Below are 16,342 nucleotides of genomic sequence, written 5' to 3'. Positions count from 1 at the left end.
CCGCCTCGGGCGCCCACCCAGCCCGTCGTCGCGGTCGGTCGGCCAGTCACCGGGCAACCGCAAGTGACCGCGGAGCACGAGAGCTGTCCGGCGCGAAGGCCGCCGTCGGCAGAAAGACGGTCTCTGCAGTACGCGTTACGGATCCACCGCCACTAGGTGTACGGGAGGCGAGTGGTTCATAACGCGGAGTCTTGCTCGCAAGCACACCCACGAACGCGGCCAGGGCTTCGACGCCCCGTCGCACGGAACCCACAGAGCCCCTCGGTCGCCGGTGGGATGAGTGAGATCGCCACCCCGGCGACGAGGGGTTCTGTCGCCTCACCACCCCCGCTGACCACCCGTGTGACGCAGGAAGTGTGCGGCTTGCTGAACCGATCGCCCTCCTGGGCCGTTGCTACGAGGCGAAGGTCCGATAAGAAGGAGTAGATCCTCGCCATGCCCCGAAACAACGCACAGTCGATTCTGCCTATCACCGAGGAGCGGCGCGACGAGGATCCGGCGCGGCCGCTCAGCAGGGCTGCCCCTCTTGAAGGTTTCCAGAGCGAGCCGTGGTTCGGAACAACGGCACTCGAGGAGACTTACGAATTCATGCTTAAGGGTACCCAGCTATTCAGCCGCAAGGCTGTAGACGGGTTTGGATGGGCGGTTGCAAATGAGACAAAAATCAGGGATACCGCCTTCAAGTCATTACCAGCGATTGGGCTGGGTTTGCAGGCGGGGGGGAAGATAGACGAATCTGTGGAGCGTTGGGGTACGTTCATAAGCGGCCTGAATGGCCTCGGCCTCCTGTGGATAGAAGGAAAGAAAGTATACCGGGGAGAGCCGTGGAGCGCCGCAAACGTCACTGCGGGCGCAGCTCAGGTTGTTGGTGCCGCAGTGGGCGCCTTCACTTCCAATGAAAACGGGCAACTTACGGGGCTCGTCCTGCAAGCTACTGGCCAGGTAGTTCAAGTGGTGGGAGAGAACTGGGCGAGCCAGGTAACCGACCAGATCGCGCAGACCGCAGCCGGGCGCGCGACCTCCCCTGTCCAAGCATCCAATGTGCGCGACCTCCAGCCCACAGGTAGATCCACCGCCGTGCCGGAGCCGGGCCAGATCACCCGTCGCACAACTCAAATGAGCGGAATGAGCGATCAAAGTCGGCCGGCTTCACCCAGCCGACGTAGATGATGCCCGCCGCCGTGATGACCACCACGTCGACCACACCACCCGCACACGCGGAGGCGGGACGGTCGGCGTGTGGCAGCCGCACTGGGACTCTGGCGGGATCCCTCGCACCGTGAAGCCTGGCCCCGGGCACGGCAGATCTGAGGCCCTCGGGGACTGGAACGGAGGCTGACGCCTCGTTTCCAGCCCCCGAGGGCCTCATTGAACCGCACCGAGCACGATTCCGTTGTCTACCCCTGAAGCACACCGCCAACAGGGTGCAGGCTAAAGAGCGTCTAGCGCATCTCTCCTGCCCCACGACCGGAAGATAGGGGCGTAGCTGTATGCCAGGCCAGGATTCTCCCCCAGGAGATTCCCCAGAGAGCGAGCTGCGTGGCTCGGGTTCATCGGATACGTCATACGATCACACACTGAACGACATACTAGAGGCGTACCGCTACCACCGCGGCGCTCGCGCCGACCTCTCGCCCGTTTCGGAAAGGGAGGAAGAGAGCCCAGGCTTGACAAGCGGAAAGTCAACACCTGAGCAAGGAGAAAGTCAGCGTCCACCCATACGTAGAACTACGTGGCAGCCAAATGTAAGCGACCCGTATGCATTCATGCAGAGGTGGCCGGAGTACATGCTCCCCTCGGAGAGGCTCCGCTCGCAGCCACAGCCGCAGCCGCAGCCGCAGCCGCAGCCGCAGCCGCAGCAAGGATCACCGCCCAGCCGCTCGCCCCTTCCGAGCAACCCAAAATTGATCAGCGCACCCATTCCTGTACCGACGCCCCCTACCGAAAACCCGCCATTCGAGAACCCGAGGATGGCCCCTGAACCGCCCCGCCGCTCACCCATGCCGGGACCGGAGGGAGGAAACCCAATATTGACCGAGGCATTCGAGAACCCGAGGAGAGCCCCCGTACCGCCCAGCCACCTGCTGGACATACAGGGCCGCGAGGCTCTGAAGGCTCAGCCACCGGCCTCCGGGAGTGCGCGTAGTAACACCACGGAGAGTCAGAGCGGTCCTCACAAACTACAGAAGCATCAGCCCAAGAGGGTCAAGTGAGGCCATCCCCTCTCGTCCCCATATGCGCCCCGGAGAACGCCCGGCCGCCCACCCCAGTGCGGCACACCCACGACTCCGGGAAACGCCGTCCGGTTGCGCTGATGAAGAGCGAGGCACCCACGGCGTAGACGTTCGCTGCCGTGGTTGGGGGGGGCCGTACCGGTCGCCAGGACGCTCCAGGAGATCAAGGAACGATCACGGACCGGAAGATGAAGCACAAGCTTAGAGGGCGTCTGAAAAGCTGGTCAGCGGATCGTTCCTGCGAGGCGTCGCACGAGGAGCAAGGCCATGGTGAGGCAGATGGCGTTCTCCGAACACACACGCGGGCACTCGTAGTCCTTCGACGGACGGCGGCACCGTCCCAGCCAAGTGATCGTCCGTTCTACCACTCACGGCGCGGCCGCGATAGCCGCTGCCACCGCGGCAGGGCTTCCTGCCTGAGCGAGGCCGTCCTTGCCGAGGAGCGACGATCGGTGGGGCAGCCGCTCCCGAGACGATCGGGGCCGCCCCCGCGGCTCGTTGTCAGCCCTCGGTCGTAGCGTATGAATGTGAGCCAACTCATGCAGACCTACTCGTACTTACGTCCGTCCGCGGTGCACGACTCCGCGACCGGGCGCAGTCTCGCACTGGAGACGTCCGGCGGTGCTACCCCGGCGGGAGAGGCAGCCAACCCCCACTTTTTCAGCGGCTTCCTGACCGCGCCGGCCGCCGCGGCGACGGCGCTCCTCGCGGTCGCCGACGTGGCCGCCGCCCGCTACTACCGGTCGACCGGAGGGGCCTCGCTCGACCCGGTGGTGACGGCCGACGGCGACCGGCTGCGGCTGGAGTCGTTCTCCGGCTGCTGCGGTGTCTACGCCCGGCTCGACGTCCTCGCGCCGGGCCTGGACGGTGACGACGTCGGCCGCGGCACCACGAACGTGGACGTGAACCCGCCGCTGCGACGAGCACTGGCGGGCATCGGCGGGCTCGATCCGCTCCATCTGGCCGTCGGACCCGAGGAACTGACGGTCAGGACCTTCGACGGTGCGTTCGTCGAGAAGAAGGTCCCGCTGCCGGAGCGCTGGCTGCGCGGCTTCGCCGAGGCGCACGTGCTCGCGGCGGGCTTCGCCCCGCGGGCCGAAGTGCCCGCCGCGGAGGCGGCCGCCCTGCTGCGGTCGCTGCCCCGGCCCACCGGCCGGTCCGGTGCCCGCACGACCCGCTGGGTGGTGCCCGCGGGCCGCACCCTGCGGCCTACGAGCAGGCCGGCGCCGGGTGCCGTGTGCCTGCCGGGCCCCGAGCGGCTGCTGACCCTACAGACGGTACTGCGGCACGCGACGACCGTACGGGTGTACGCGCCGACCGCCCTACCCGCCGCGGATGGGGCCGCCGCTGTCGCCTGGGAGGTCGAACTGCCGGGCATGCGGCTGACGTTGATGCTCTCCTCTAGTGCCTCACGCGGCTTTTCCGGCGAGGGCGGTGTCCTCCACGACCTCGCCACCGGGCAGGCGGCGGACGCGGAGCAGGTCGCCGAGCTGCTGGCCTGGGAGCCGAGGATCGACGTCGCCGAGCTGTCCGGACAGTCCGGTCTGCCCGCCCATCGGGTGCGGGCCGCGTTGACCATGTTGGGAACGTCCGGCCAGATCGGCTACGACCTCACCGAGGAGGCGTACTTCCACCGCCACCTCCCGTACAGCGCGGGCGCCGCGGAGACCCGTAACCCCCGGCTGCGGGGTGCGCGGGCACTCGTCGCGGACGGAGCGGTGCGGTTTGACGGCCCGCTCGCCCGGGTCGGGCAGGGCGACGACGCCCATGTGGTCCGCTCCGACGAAGCGTCGGGACAGCTGAGCTGTACCTGCTTCTGGTGGGCCAAGTACCGGGGCGGTCGCGGCCCTTGCAAGCACGTGCTCGCGGTGGGCATGGCACGCGACACGGCCACGGATGCGGCCGTGCTCCCGCATGCGGACGCCGGAGCGACGACGGATTCGACACGATCGGAGATGGCACGATGAGCCTGGTCGAACTCGCGGAGGCATGCGACGTCGAGGGGGTGCTCCGGGAACTCGGTGCCCTGACGCCGGACGAGCGCGCGGCACAGACCGAGGCCTTGGAGGCCAGACGCGAACTGCTGCGGGACGGCTGGTATCGCCGCCCCGAGGAGGAGAAGGCCGCCCAGCTCGCCGCCGAACTCGGCTGCCGGACCGATCCCGCGAGCGCGGCCGAGTGGATCCTGCGGGACGAGAACGACTCGGCCGCGCTCGTGCTGCCCCTCAGGAGCGCCTGGATGGTCGACGTGGTGAACCTCCACTCCGTCACCTGGCGGGCCGAACTGGCCGCACGGATCGCCGAGAATGCGCCGGGGCACGCAGCCGGATTCGACCTGGCGGAACACCTGGTCCATGACACAGGCTGTCCGGTTCCGACCACCGACTGGTTCATCAACGGCTGGCTGAGCAGCCGCCACTACCCTGAACAGCCCGCGCACCTGCGGAGCGGGAGACGCCCGGGCACCACCCTCCTGGACCGGCTGCGTGCGGACGGCCTGTCGCCGAAGTTCCTCCCGCTGGCCGCGGAACGGCCGGGGGTCTACCTCGGATTGATCTCATTCGAGATGACGCGCGGCCTGCCGGACATGATGGAAGAGGACAGGCTGGGCGTGTTCATCACGCTCAGCGCTGAGGGACTGGTCGACCGCGCCGCGCTGATCCGGCACGTATTCACCAGCCTGACCGTCGACAACGAAAGCCAGGACGTGGCCCTCTCGCTGAAGGAACTCGCCCTCACCCCGGAGGAACACGCCTCGGTGGCCCGCGAACGCCTCGCGCTCGCCGAGCCCCTGCGCACGGCGCTGCTCCAGGACGGCACCCGGGTGGAGACCGCGCAGCCACTCGCCTACCTGCGGGCGCTCGCCCTCACCCCGGCCGAGAACGCGCCCTTCCTCAGGGACCTCGTGACGCTGCTCGACCTGTCGTCACCGGTGGCCGCCTACGCCCAGGAGGCCCTGAACGCTATGGACGAGGCCGGTCTGCTGGAGCCCGACGTGCTCACCGAGATGTGCGAACGCCTCCTGCTCCGCCCGGAGAAGAAGCTCGTCCGCACCCAGCTCACCCGGCTCGACCGCGCGGCCCGCCGGGACCCCACGCGCGCCGGCCGCACCGTGCTCGACGCGGCGACCGCCTTCGAGCACCGGGACATCGACCTACAGGAGCGCGCCCTCGACGTGGTAGCCCGGCACATCGGGGCCGCGGGCGACTCCGTACTGCCCGAGCTGCGCACGGCCGCCGCCCGGATCAATCCCGGTCTCGCGGCCCGCGCCGCCGGCCTGTTCGGCGTCGGACCGGACCCGCTCGCCGGCCAGTACACCGACACACTGCCCACCGTGCCCGAGCCGCGCCCGGTGCCGGACCCCATCGGGACGGCCGTCGAGGTCGCCGAGGAGCTCGCGGCGGTGGTCGCGAACGACAAGGACGTGGTGGTGTTCGAACGGGTTCTGGACGGGCTGGTCCGCCACGCCCACCTCGACCGGGCCGCGCTGGCCGAGGCGCTGAAGCCGGTCATGCGCAAGCAGCCCCGAGACCGCGACGACGCCGGTCAGTCCGACGTCTATGACGTGGCCGCGGCGCTGCGGGGCGACAAGCCGAGGGACCACGGCATCACCGCCTGTCTCGGCCAGGACTTCCCGTTCTCGCCGGCCGGCGCTCTGCTGGCCGCTCGTCTCGCCGAGGCGATCGACATCATCGAGGCCGGCGCGCAGCCGTTCCTGCTGGCCGTGCCGACCGATGCCACCGGAGCGCTGGACGCCGCCGCGCTCGTACGGCGGATCTCGGCTCTCGACGGGCTCGGTGTCGCACCGGCGCCGGTCGACCTGGCCCAGGCGCTGCTGCGCGTCACCCCGACGGTGGACGAGAAGGTGCTGGAAGCGGCCGGGGAACTCACGTCCGAGGCCGGGCACCGGCTGACACAGTGGCTGCGCGAAGGCGGCCTGCCGCACCCGGACCCGGTGCCGGCGGGCTGGCCCGACGCCTGCCCGGACCGCCATCCGAACGACTTGGTAAGCCATCTGGGACCCGAGCCGGCCACCGGTCCCCCGCTCCTCCCGGCCGCCGCCGCACTGCTCGGGCCGTACGAGTACAACAAGGGCATCATGGAACCGATGGTCCCATTCTGGCTGGCCCAGCTGCCCCACCACCGTGAAACCGTGCTGGCCCGCGACTACTTCAGGTGGCGCTACGGTTCCGACCGGGGCTGGGCCCACGCGCTGCCGTACGCCGCGGAGTCCGGCGGCCCGGCGGGATTCGCGCTACACCTGGCACTGGTGAATACGCTCTCCTATGAACGGCAGGGTGAACGCGACGCGACCGTGGACGCACTCCTGGTGCTCGCCGCACGGGGCCAGCTCGACACCGGCCTCCTCGGGCGACAGCTGGCCGAGATGCTGCGCACCACGTCGATCGAGGCGAACCGGGTGACCGGCGCCCTGCGCACGGCGGCCGAGACCGGCGCATACGCCACCGTCTGGTCCGTACTCGAAGCCGCACTGCCCCATCTGCTGCACGACCCCATGGTCCGGGGCGCCGGAGCCCTGCTCGCCCTCGGCGTGGACTGCGCCTCGCGCTGCGCGGCGAGGGGGGAGATACCCGAGGTCACAGCGGCGGCTGCGCGCACTGGATCGAGCCAGGCAGTGAAGAACGCGAGGCTGCTGCGCGACGTACTGGGCTGAGCGGCGGGGCGTACCGGACCGGATGGCAGATCCGGCCCGGGCGGAGTCCTCGCGGCGGTCCGGACGGCGTTCCGGCAGCAGTCGTCCGGTCCCTCAGCGACCTGGCCGCCGTCATCCAGCAGGCCGAGCCCGAAGACAAAGCCGAGATCTACCGGCAGCTGGGCATCCGACTCACTTACGTCCCGGCCCAAGCGACGGTACATGCCGAGGTCACGCTCGACCCGAACAACAAAAAGTCCCCACGGTCGACGAGCAACCGTAGGGATTTGGTACGTGTCCGAGGGGGGACTTGAACCCCCACGCCCGATAAAGGGCACTAGCACCTCAAGCTAGCGCGTCTGCCATTCCGCCACCCGGACCAGGTGTGCCCCGCGGTTCCCCGCGGCGACATGGATAACGATACCAAGGATTCGGAGTGCGTTTCACCCGCGTATGCGCGGGGCCCGCCCCCGCTCCGACCTGCGGTGACGCGGGGCGGACGGAGTGAGGGCGGGGTGTCACCGAGGGTGAGCGATGGGCGCCGGAGGGTGCGCGGGCGGGGGCGATCTCGGCCGGACAGGGGCGCGGGGCCCCGGATCGCGGGATTGCCCGTGCGGCCGGAGTGCCCGCGCGCAACGGCCTAACGGGACCGGCGGCGTGCGCCGTTGGCTCGGGAGGAGGTCACCGGGTACGCGGCGGCGGGAACGGTCGAGCCGGTGCTGCCCCGGCGCGGCGCCGCGGTGTCCGCCTGCGGCGCCGGATTGAGATTCGGCAGCGAATGGGACCTGCCCCGCTGCGGCAGGCAGGCCGCAGCGGCCGCCGCCACGGGGTTCACGGCGCCTGGAGCGGGCAGCACGCCGGACGCGGCGGCAGGCGCCTGGGGCGGGGCGTCGCCCGCAGCGGGTCGCGGTTCCGTCCCGGCACCGTTCGCACGGTGAACGGCGGGCGCGCCGACCGGGGTCCCCGTGCCCGGGCGTACCGCCGGGGGCGGCAGAGCGCCGGTGACTGGTGCTCCGGTCGGCGGGGTGGGTGCGTGGCCGGGTGCCCCGGAGGGCACCCGCCGCCGCAGCGTGCCGCTCTCCAGGCCACCGGCCATGAGCCAGCGGTCGTCCGGACCCGGTGCCGCCGTGGGCGTCGCGGGGGACAGCGCCGCGTACCGGGCCACGTCACCCGGGTCCGGTACGCCACCGGCGGCGGGCCGCATGTCCGCCGCGACGTCGCTCCGGTGCAGCGGGAGGATCGGGTCGCGCCGGCGGTGCGTCTCCTCCTCCGGCAGGAAGTGCTGCTTCATGACGTTGGAGGCGGTGACGAGCAGCAGGCCGCCGCCGGTGGCGTACCGGCCGAGGACTCCCCCGGCGCCGGCGCCGTAGATCCCGTAGCCCGCCACGTTGAGAACTCCGAAGGCGAACCTCGGGAGGCTCGGCTTGACGTGCTCCTGATCGGGGCGCATCCAGACCGTGTAGGCGGCGTGGGTCTCCTGGATGATGCGGTTCAGCCCTTCGAGACCGGCGATACCGGTGCCCACCCCGTAGAGGCCCAGGCTGTCCTGGAACTTGCCGAGACTCTTGACGAAGGGCGACACGTCCGTGGCGACGGAGGGGAGCAACTCGCTCCACCGCAGGTTGTTGACCACGCTCGGTCCCTCCTGTTCACAGCCGGGCACGCGTCCATGCGCGCGGCCTGCGCCGCGCGCCGACGGCCCCGGCGTTCTCCACGGCCGCAATCGCTCCGATCTTCGCGCCGAGAGCTGAACCGGGGGCCAACGGCAGGTAACACGGCGGGCATTGTTCGGTCCTGCCCGGCGTCGTCGAACGATTGATGTACGACCCCTGGACATCGTTCGGCCGATGCGGGATAACGGGTTTCATACAGGATAACGTCGACTGTATGCAATCCACGCGAGACCCGACCCCTACGAAGGGACGCGATTCGCCATGCCCGACGACAGCCAGGACCTCATCTCCGGCGGGCACTTAGTCGCCAAGGCGCTCAAGGCGGAGGGGGTTGATGTCATCTACACCCTCTGCGGCGGCCACATCATCGACATCTATGACGGGTGCGTCGACGAGGGCATCGATGTCGTCGACGTGCGCCATGAGCAGGTGGCCGCGCATGCCGCCGATGGGCATGCGCGGATCACCGGGAAGCCCGGGTGTGCGGTGGTCACTGCCGGGCCGGGGACCACCGACGCGGTGACCGGGGTGGCCAATGCCTTCCGGGCCGAGTCGCCCATGCTGCTGATCGGCGGGCAAGGGGCGCGTACGCAGCACAAGATGGGGTCCCTCCAGGACCTTCCGCACGTGGAGATGATGGCGCCGACCACCAAGTTCGCGGCCACCGTGCCGGACACGGCACGGGCCGCGGACATGGTCTCGATGGCGTTCCGGGAGTGCTTCCACGGGGCGCCGGGGCCGTCGTTCCTGGAGATTCCGCGCGATGTGCTGGACGCCAAGGTGCCGGTGGAGAAGGCGCGGGTGCCGAAGGCGGGGGCGTATCGGGCGTCGACGCGGAGCGCGGGCGATCCGGAGGCGGTCGAGCGGCTGGCCGATCTACTGGTACGCGCGGAGAAACCGGCGATCCTGCTGGGGAGCCAGGTGTGGACGTGCCGGGCGACCGACGCCGCGACCGAGCTGGTGCGGACGCTCAACGTGCCCGCGTACATGAACGGCGCGGGGCGCGGCACGCTGCCGCCCGGGGATCCGCACCACTTCCAGCTGTCGCGCCGGTACGCGTTCTCCAACGCCGACCTGATCGTGATCGTCGGCACGCCCTTCGACTTCCGGATGGGGTACGGGAAGCGGCTGTCGCCCGATGCGACGGTGGTTCAGATCGACCTGGATTACCGGACGGTCGGCAAGAATCGGGATATTGATCTCGGGATAGTGGGTGACAGTCATCAGATTCTGTCAGCCGTCACCCAGGCGGCCTCCGGCCGGATCAACGGTGGGGCGCGCAAGCGCAAGGAGTGGCTGGACGAGCTGCGGGCCGCCGAGCAGACGGCGCTGGAGAAGCGGCTGCCGCAGTTGCGGTCGGACGCCTCCCCCATCCATCCGTACCGCCTGGTCAGCGAGATCAACGACTTCCTGACCGAGGACTCGGTCTACATCGGCGATGGGGGCGACATCGTCACGTTCTCCGGGCAGGTGGTCCAGCCCCGTACGCCCGGCCACTGGATGGACCCGGGACCGCTGGGGACGCTCGGCGTCGGGGTTCCGTTCGTGATGGCCGCCAAGAAGGCCCGCCCCGACAAGGAGGTGGTGGCGCTCTTCGGTGACGGCGCGTTCTCGCTGACCGGCTGGGACTTCGAGACGCTGGTCCGCTTCGATCTGCCGTTCGTCGGCATCGTCGGCAACAACTCGTCGATGAACCAGATCCGTTACGGCCAGAAGGCCAAGTACGGCGACGCCCGCGAGCGGATCGGCAACACCCTCGGCGACGTTCCGTACGACCAGTTCGCGCGCATGCTCGGCGGCTACGGCGAGGAGGTCCGCGACCCGGCCGACATCGCGCCCGCGCTGCGCCGCGCCCGGGAGTCCGGCAAGCCGTCGCTCATCAACGTCTGGGTCGACCCGGACGCGTACGCCCCCGGAACGATGAACCAGACCATGTACAAGTAGAGGGGCCCGCCAACCATGACCAAGGCTCTGGAGGGCGTCCGCGTCCTCGACATGACGCACGTACAGTCCGGTCCGTCCGCCACCCAGCTGCTCGCCTGGCTCGGCGCGGACGTCATCAAGCTGGAGTCCCCGACCGGCGACATCACACGGGGGCAGCTGCGCGACATCCCGGACGTCGACTCGCTCTACTTCACGATGCTCAACTGCAACAAGCGGAGCATCACCCTCAACACCAAGTCCGAGCGCGGCAAGGAGATCCTGACCGAGCTGATCCGCCGCAGCGACGTCATGGTGGAGAACTTCGGACCGGGCGCGGTGGACCGGATGGGCTTCACCTGGGAGCGCGTCCAGGAGATCAATCCGCGGATCGTGTACGCGTCGATCAAGGGGTTCGGCGAGGGCCCGTACACGCAGTTCAAGGCGTACGAGGTGGTCGCGCAGGCCATGGGCGGGTCGATGTCCACGACCGGCTTCGAGGACGGGCCGCCGCTGGCGACCGGCGCGCAGATCGGCGACTCGGGCACCGGGGTGCACTGCGTGGCGGGCATCCTGGCCGCGCTCTACCAGCGCACCCGCACCGGGCGCGGCCAGCGGGTGAACGTGGCGATGCAGCACGCGGTGCTCAATCTGTGCCGGGTCAAGCTGCGCGACCAGCAGCGGCTGGCGCACGGCCCGCTCGCCGAGTACCCGAACGACAGCTTCGGCGACGAGGTGCCGCGCAGCGGCAACGCGAGCGGCGGCGGTCAGCCCGGCTGGGCGGTCAAGTGCGCGCCGGGCGGCCCCAACGACTACGTGTACGTGATCGTGCAGCCGGTCGGCTGGGGGCCGATCACCCGGCTCATCGGGCGGCCGGAGCTGGCCGGGGACCCGGAGTGGGCGACGCCGGACGTGCGGCTGCCGAAGCTCGGGAAGATGTTCCAGCTGATCGAGGAGTGGTCCAGCACGCTGCCCAAGTGGGAGGTGCTGGAGCAGCTGAACGCCCACAACATCCCGTGCGGGCCGATCCTGTCCACCAAGGAGATCGTCGAGGACACCTCGCTGGCGGCCAACGAGATGGTTGTCCGGGTCGACCATCCCGAGCGCGGCCCGTTCACCACGGTCGGCTCCCCGCTGAAGCTCTCCGACTCCCCCGTCCAGGTCGACCGCTCCCCGCTGCTGGGCGAGCACAACGCGGAGATCTACGGCGAGTTGGGGCTCGGCGACGAGGAAGTGCGGCTGCTCAAGACGAACGGGGTGATCTGACCGTGAGTACGTATGACACGGACGCCGTACGGGCGGTGCTGGACGCCGTGCGCGCCGAGGGGCGCACCACGCTGACCGCGCCCGAGGGCAAGCGGATCACCGACGCGTACGGCATACCGACCCCCGCCGAGGGGCTGGCCGAGTCCGCCGACGACGCGGTGAAGCTCGCCGACCGGATCGGCTTCCCGGTCGTGCTGAAGATCGTCTCGCCGGAGATCTCGCACAAGACGGACGCGGGCGGCGTACGGGTCGGTCTTGGCTCGGCGGCCGAGGTGCGCGGCGCGTACACGGCGATCGTCACGAACGCCCGCGCGTACGACCCGGCGGCGCGCGTCCAGGGCGTGCAGGTGCAGCGGATGGTTCCGGGCGGCGGGCAGGAGGTGATCGTCGGCGCGGTCACCGATCCGACGTTCGGGAAGGTGGTCGCGTTCGGGCTCGGCGGGGTGCTGGTGGAGGTGCTGAAGGACATCACCTTCCGGCTGGCCCCCGCGAGCCGGGACGACGCGCTGTCGATGCTGGACGGCATCCGGGCCGCCGAGGTACTGCGCGGGGTGCGCGGCGGGGAGCCGGTGGACCGGGACGCGCTGGCCGATCTGATCGTGCGGGTCTCCGACCTGGTCACGGACTTTCCCGAAGTGGCCGAGGTCGATCTCAACCCGGTCTTCGCGGCCGGGAGCGGAGTGCTCGCCGCCGATGTCCGGCTGCTGCTCGGCGACGGCGCGCCGCCCGCTCGGCGCCGCTACTCCCGCGAGGAGATCCTGAGCGCCATGGGGCGGCTGATGCGGCCGCGCTCGGTGACGGTGATCGGCGCCTCCAACGAGCCGGGCAAGATCGGAAATTCGGTGATGCGCAACCTCATCGACGGCGGCTTCCCCGGCGAGATCCACCCCGTCAATCCGAAGGCCGACGACATCCTGGGCCGCAAGGCGTACCGGTCGGTGACGGACGTGCCGGGCGAGGTGGACGTGGCGGTCTTCGCGATCCCCGCGAAGTTCGTACCGGCCGCGCTGGAGGAGGTCGGCCGCAAGGGCATCCCGAACGCCGTGCTGATCCCGTCCGGCTTCGCCGAGACCGGCGAACACGCGCTGCAGGACCGGATCGTGGCCATCGCCGAGGAGCACGGCGTGCGGCTGCTGGGGCCGAACATCTACGGCTACTACTCCACCTGGCAGGACCTGTGCGCCACGTTCTGCACCCCGTACGACGTCAAGGGGCCGGTGGCGCTCACCTCGCAGTCCGGTGGCATCGGGATGGCGATCCTCGGTTTCGCGCGGACGACGAAGACCGGTGTCTCGGCGATCGTCGGGCTCGGCAACAAGTCGGACGTGGACGAGGACGATCTGCTCACCTGGTTCGGCGAGGACCCCCACACCCAGTGCATCGCGATGCACCTGGAGGACCTGAAGGACGGCCGCGCCTTCGTGGAGGCGGCGCGCGCGACCGTGCCGAGGAAGCCGGTCGTGGTGCTGAAGGCGGGCCGTACGGCGGCGGGCGCGCGGGCCGCCGGGTCGCACACCGGGGCGCTGGCCGGGGACGACGCGGTGTACGACGACATCCTGCGGCAGGCCGGGGTGATCCGGGCGCCGGGGCTGAACGAGATGCTGGAGTACGCGCGGGGCCTGCCGGTGCTGCCGACGCCGCAGGGGGACAACGTCGTCGTCATCACCGGCGCCGGGGGCTCGGGGGTGCTGCTGTCGGACGCCATCGTGGACAACGGGCTGTCGCTGATGGAGATCCCGCCGGATCTGGACGCCGCCTTCCGCCGCTTCATCCCGCCGTTCGGGGCGGCCGGGAACCCGGTGGACATCACGGGCGGCGAGCCGCCCGCCACGTACGAGGCGACGATCCGGCTGGGTCTGGAGGATCCGCGCATCCACGCGCTCGTCCTCGGCTACTGGCACACCATCGTCACCCCGCCCATGGTCTTCGCCGAACTGACCGCGCGGGTCGTGGCGGAATTCCGGGAGCGCGGCATCGCGAAACCGGTGGTGGCCTCGCTCGCGGGTGACACCGAAGTCGAGGAGGCGTGCCAGTACCTCTACGAGCGCGGCGTCGTCGCCTATCCCTACACCACGGAAAAGCCGGTGGCCGTGCTCGGCGCGAAATACCGCTGGGCCCGGTCGGCGGGGCTGCTCACGTAAACCGCACCCGAAGCCAAGGGGACGCACATGAGCACAGCGGAACGACCGGAGGGATTAGTCGCTTTCCGGGAGATACGGGACAGCAAGGGGCGCGTGTATCGCGTCGGTGAGACGGACCGCGACATTCTCGGCTTCAACCGGAAGCTGATGGTGTATCTGCCGTGGATCGCGATGATGGCCATCAGCGTGTCCGAGTACGCGTACGGCTCCGCGGAGGACACGCTGTCGGAGGCCCACGGCTGGAGCCAGAGCGACACCTTCTGGATTCTGAGTGTCTGGGTCTTCTTCCAGGCCGGAATCGCCTTTCCGGCGGGCTGGCTGCGGGAGAAGGGCATTCTGACCGCGCGCCGGGCGATGCTGATCGGGGCGGGGCTCTGCCTGATCGGATTCCTCGCGCTGTCGCACATGGACGACGTCTTCGCCGCGATCTGCGGATTCGGCGTCATCGGCGGGCTCGGCTCCGGGCTCGTCTACGCCACCTGCATCAACATGGTGGGCAAGTGGTTCCCGGAGCGGCGCGGGGCGAAGACGGGGTTCGTGAACGGCGGCTTCGCGTATGGCTCGCTGCCCTTCATCTTCATCTTCAACTACTGGTTCGACACCGGAAATTACAACGAGGTGCTGGACCTCATCGGCTTCTATGTGCTGGCCGCCGTCGCGCTCTGCGGCTGGTTCTTCAAGGACCCGCCCAAGAACTGGTGGCCCGCGCACATCGATCCGCTCACCTTCGGCGGCAACGCCAAGAGCGCGAAGAGCCTGGCGAAGAATCCACCCGCGGTGCGTCAGTACACCCCCAAGGAGGCCATCAGGACGGGCGTGCTGCCCCTGATGTGGCTTTCACTCGTCCTGACGGCGGGGGTGTCCATCTTCGGCATCTCCTTCCAGGTCGACTACGCGAAGGAAGTGGGCTTCGGCCCGCTGGTCGCGGCCTCCTCGATGGGCATCATGTCGGTCATCAACGGCGTGGGCCGGGGACTGGTGGGGTGGCTCTCGGACTTCTGGGGGCGCAAGACGACCCTGGTGTTCGTCATCGTGGTGCTGGGTCTTGCGCAATTCGGGGTGATCTGGGCGGGAAATATCCGCAGTGAGTGGCTGTTCCTGTTCTTCGCCTTCCTCTCGGGATTCGGCGGCGGCGCCTTCTATCCGATGTTCGCGGCCCTCACCCCGGACTATTTCGGCGAGAACTACAACGCCACCAACTACGGCCTGGTGTACAGCGGAAAGCTGATCAGCGGGCTGTTCGGCGGCGGGCTCGGCTCGATGGTGGTCGACGGCTGGGGCTACGACGGGGCGTACGCGCTCGCCGGGGGCATCTCCATGCTGGCCGCCGCGGTCGCCCTGCTGCTGCGGCAGCCGGGGCGGCCACGGGCCCGGGACATCGCCCCGAACCCGCGGCCGATCAGCCGCGAGGCGGTGTGAGCCGTCCTCCGCGTGCTCAGTCGCCGCAGCGCCCGGTGCGCAGATAGCGGGCGGAGCGGCGGGCGGTGGTGAGCGAGTCGGCCGGGGCGTCGTGCTCGACCATCCAGTGGTGGTTCCGGCGCCCCCCGTGGGTCCTGCCGACCTTGCCGAGGAAGCGTACGTAGTCGATGTCACCGTCCCCGACGTCCACCATGCGGTAGCCGTCGGGGACGGTTTCGTCGCGCTCGCCGTCCTTGACGTGGAACAGCGGATAGCGGTCCGGGTCGGCCAGGACGTAGTCGAGCGGTTCGAAGGGCGCCGGGGTGCCGTCGGCGCGCTTGCCGAAGCGGTGCTGGGCGACGTACGCCCAGTAGATGTCCATCTCCAGATGGACCAGCTCCGGGTCGGTCTCGGCCAGCAGCACATCGTAGAGGCGGACGTCCGGCCGGTCGGTGGCGAAGGAGAACTCCTCGGCGTGGTTGTGCTGGTAGAACTTCATCCCGCGCGCCTTCGCGGCCGCGCCGTAGGTGTTGAAGTCCTCCGCGCAGCGCTTCCAGCCGTCGACGGTCGTGCCGTACCGCCAGGGGCCGGAGGCGGTGCCGACGTGCGGCAGGCCGAGGGCCTGGGCGTCGTCCAGCACTTTGGTGAGGTTGGTGGCGAAGGTGTACGCGTTCGGGTCGTCGGAGTAGTAGCCGACGTGGCTGCCGATGCCGCGCAGCCCGTGGTCGCGCAGCAGCCGCTTGAGCTGCTTGAGGGTGATGGCGCCCGCCGACCCCTGGGTGTATCCGGCGAACTCCACCTGGTCGTAGCCGTAGCGGGCCAGCTGCTCGAAGACGCGGGCGAAGCCGATGGACTGCACCTGGTCGCGAAGGGTGTAGAGCTGGATGCCGAGGTGGCCGCGCGGCACGATCGGACCGCCCCTGGCGCCGCCGGTGGCGTGCGCGGTGGTGGTGCCGAGCAGGGTGGCCGCGGTGGCTCCGGCGGCGACGCCGAGGAGTCCGCGGCGGCGGAGTCTGGCGGCGAGTTCCGGGTGCTGGGCGCTTGTCACGTGCGTGT

General features: G+C 69.8%; 9 protein-coding genes and 1 tRNA gene. 7 read left to right on the top strand and 3 right to left on the bottom strand.

Features of this window, described 5'->3' with window-relative positions:
• Positions 1-435 precede the first annotated feature (435 nt).
• The 3 genes from ACFV9T_RS14785 (at position 436) to ACFV9T_RS14775 (ending at position 6,909) form a co-directional block, all read left to right on the top strand.
• Positions 436-1,170 (top strand): hypothetical protein, encoded by a 735-nt coding sequence (locus ACFV9T_RS14785; RefSeq protein WP_385440026.1) that lies wholly within the window; start codon positions 436-438, stop codon positions 1,168-1,170.
• A gap of 1,603 nt (positions 1,171-2,773) precedes the next feature.
• Positions 2,774-4,201, top strand: coding sequence for an SWIM zinc finger family protein (locus ACFV9T_RS14780; protein ID WP_385440198.1), 1,428 nt, complete (start codon positions 2,774-2,776; stop codon positions 4,199-4,201).
• Entirely contained in the window at positions 4,198-6,909 is a 2,712-nt protein-coding gene (locus ACFV9T_RS14775) for a hypothetical protein (protein WP_385440024.1), read from the top strand. The genes ACFV9T_RS14780 and ACFV9T_RS14775 overlap by 4 nt, the downstream gene beginning before the upstream one ends.
• A 274-nt stretch (positions 6,910-7,183) precedes the next feature.
• Here ACFV9T_RS14775 and ACFV9T_RS14770 read toward each other — a convergent pair.
• Positions 7,184-7,268 (bottom strand) — tRNA-Leu (locus tag ACFV9T_RS14770).
• A gap of 260 nt (positions 7,269-7,528) precedes the next feature.
• Positions 7,529-8,521, bottom strand: a complete 993-nt coding sequence (locus ACFV9T_RS14765; RefSeq protein ID WP_385440021.1) for a hypothetical protein — start codon at positions 8,519-8,521, stop codon at positions 7,529-7,531.
• Positions 8,522-8,822: 301 nt separating this feature from the next.
• On the opposite strand from ACFV9T_RS14765, the gene ACFV9T_RS14760 reads away from it, so the two are divergent.
• From ACFV9T_RS14760 to ACFV9T_RS14745, 4 genes are read left to right on the top strand one after another with little or no spacing between them, the layout of a single operon-like run.
• A complete protein-coding gene (locus ACFV9T_RS14760) occupies positions 8,823-10,505 on the top strand; it encodes a thiamine pyrophosphate-binding protein (protein ID WP_385440019.1) in 1,683 nt (560 codons plus the stop codon).
• Between the two features lie 15 nt (positions 10,506-10,520).
• Positions 10,521-11,747 carry a formyl-CoA transferase gene (frc, locus tag ACFV9T_RS14755; protein ID WP_385440017.1) on the top strand — a complete coding sequence of 409 codons (1,227 nt, stop codon included), beginning with the start codon at positions 10,521-10,523 and terminating at the stop codon, positions 11,745-11,747.
• A gap of 2 nt (positions 11,748-11,749) precedes the next feature.
• Positions 11,750-13,888 (top strand): acetate--CoA ligase family protein, encoded by a 2,139-nt coding sequence (locus ACFV9T_RS14750; protein WP_385440015.1) that lies wholly within the window; start codon positions 11,750-11,752, stop codon positions 13,886-13,888.
• A 27-nt stretch (positions 13,889-13,915) separates the two neighbouring features.
• On the top strand, positions 13,916-15,307 hold the full coding sequence (locus ACFV9T_RS14745; RefSeq protein ID WP_385440014.1) for an OFA family MFS transporter: 1,392 nt from the start codon (positions 13,916-13,918) through the stop codon (positions 15,305-15,307).
• A gap of 16 nt (positions 15,308-15,323) precedes the next feature.
• On the opposite strand, the gene ACFV9T_RS14740 is transcribed toward ACFV9T_RS14745, so the two are convergent.
• Complete coding sequence (locus ACFV9T_RS14740; RefSeq protein WP_385440012.1) at positions 15,324-16,334, bottom strand: sugar phosphate isomerase/epimerase family protein; 1,011 nt, start codon at positions 16,332-16,334, stop codon at positions 15,324-15,326.
• Between the last annotated feature and the right edge of the window lie 8 nt (positions 16,335-16,342).

Source organism: Streptomyces sp. NPDC059850 (assembly GCF_042731515.1).
GTDB lineage: Bacteria > Actinomycetota > Actinomycetes > Streptomycetales > Streptomycetaceae > Streptomyces.
This window is presented reverse-complemented; position numbering and strand designations above follow the sequence as displayed.

What these genes read in the sequence shown, in the direction of transcription:
- frc (WP_385440017.1), top strand. Translation starts at nt 10,521, where the DNA reads ATGACCAAGGCTCTGGAGGGCGTCCGCGTCCTCGACATGACGCACGTA.
- ACFV9T_RS14785 (WP_385440026.1), top strand. Translation starts at nt 436, where the DNA reads ATGCCCCGAAACAACGCACAGTCGATTCTGCCTATCACCGAGGAGCGG.
- ACFV9T_RS14760 (WP_385440019.1), top strand. Translation starts at nt 8,823, where the DNA reads ATGCCCGACGACAGCCAGGACCTCATCTCCGGCGGGCACTTAGTCGCC.
- ACFV9T_RS14780 (WP_385440198.1), top strand. Translation starts at nt 2,774, where the DNA reads ATGCAGACCTACTCGTACTTACGTCCGTCCGCGGTGCACGACTCCGCG.
- ACFV9T_RS14775 (WP_385440024.1), top strand. Translation starts at nt 4,198, where the DNA reads ATGAGCCTGGTCGAACTCGCGGAGGCATGCGACGTCGAGGGGGTGCTC.
- ACFV9T_RS14745 (WP_385440014.1), top strand. Translation starts at nt 13,916, where the DNA reads ATGAGCACAGCGGAACGACCGGAGGGATTAGTCGCTTTCCGGGAGATA.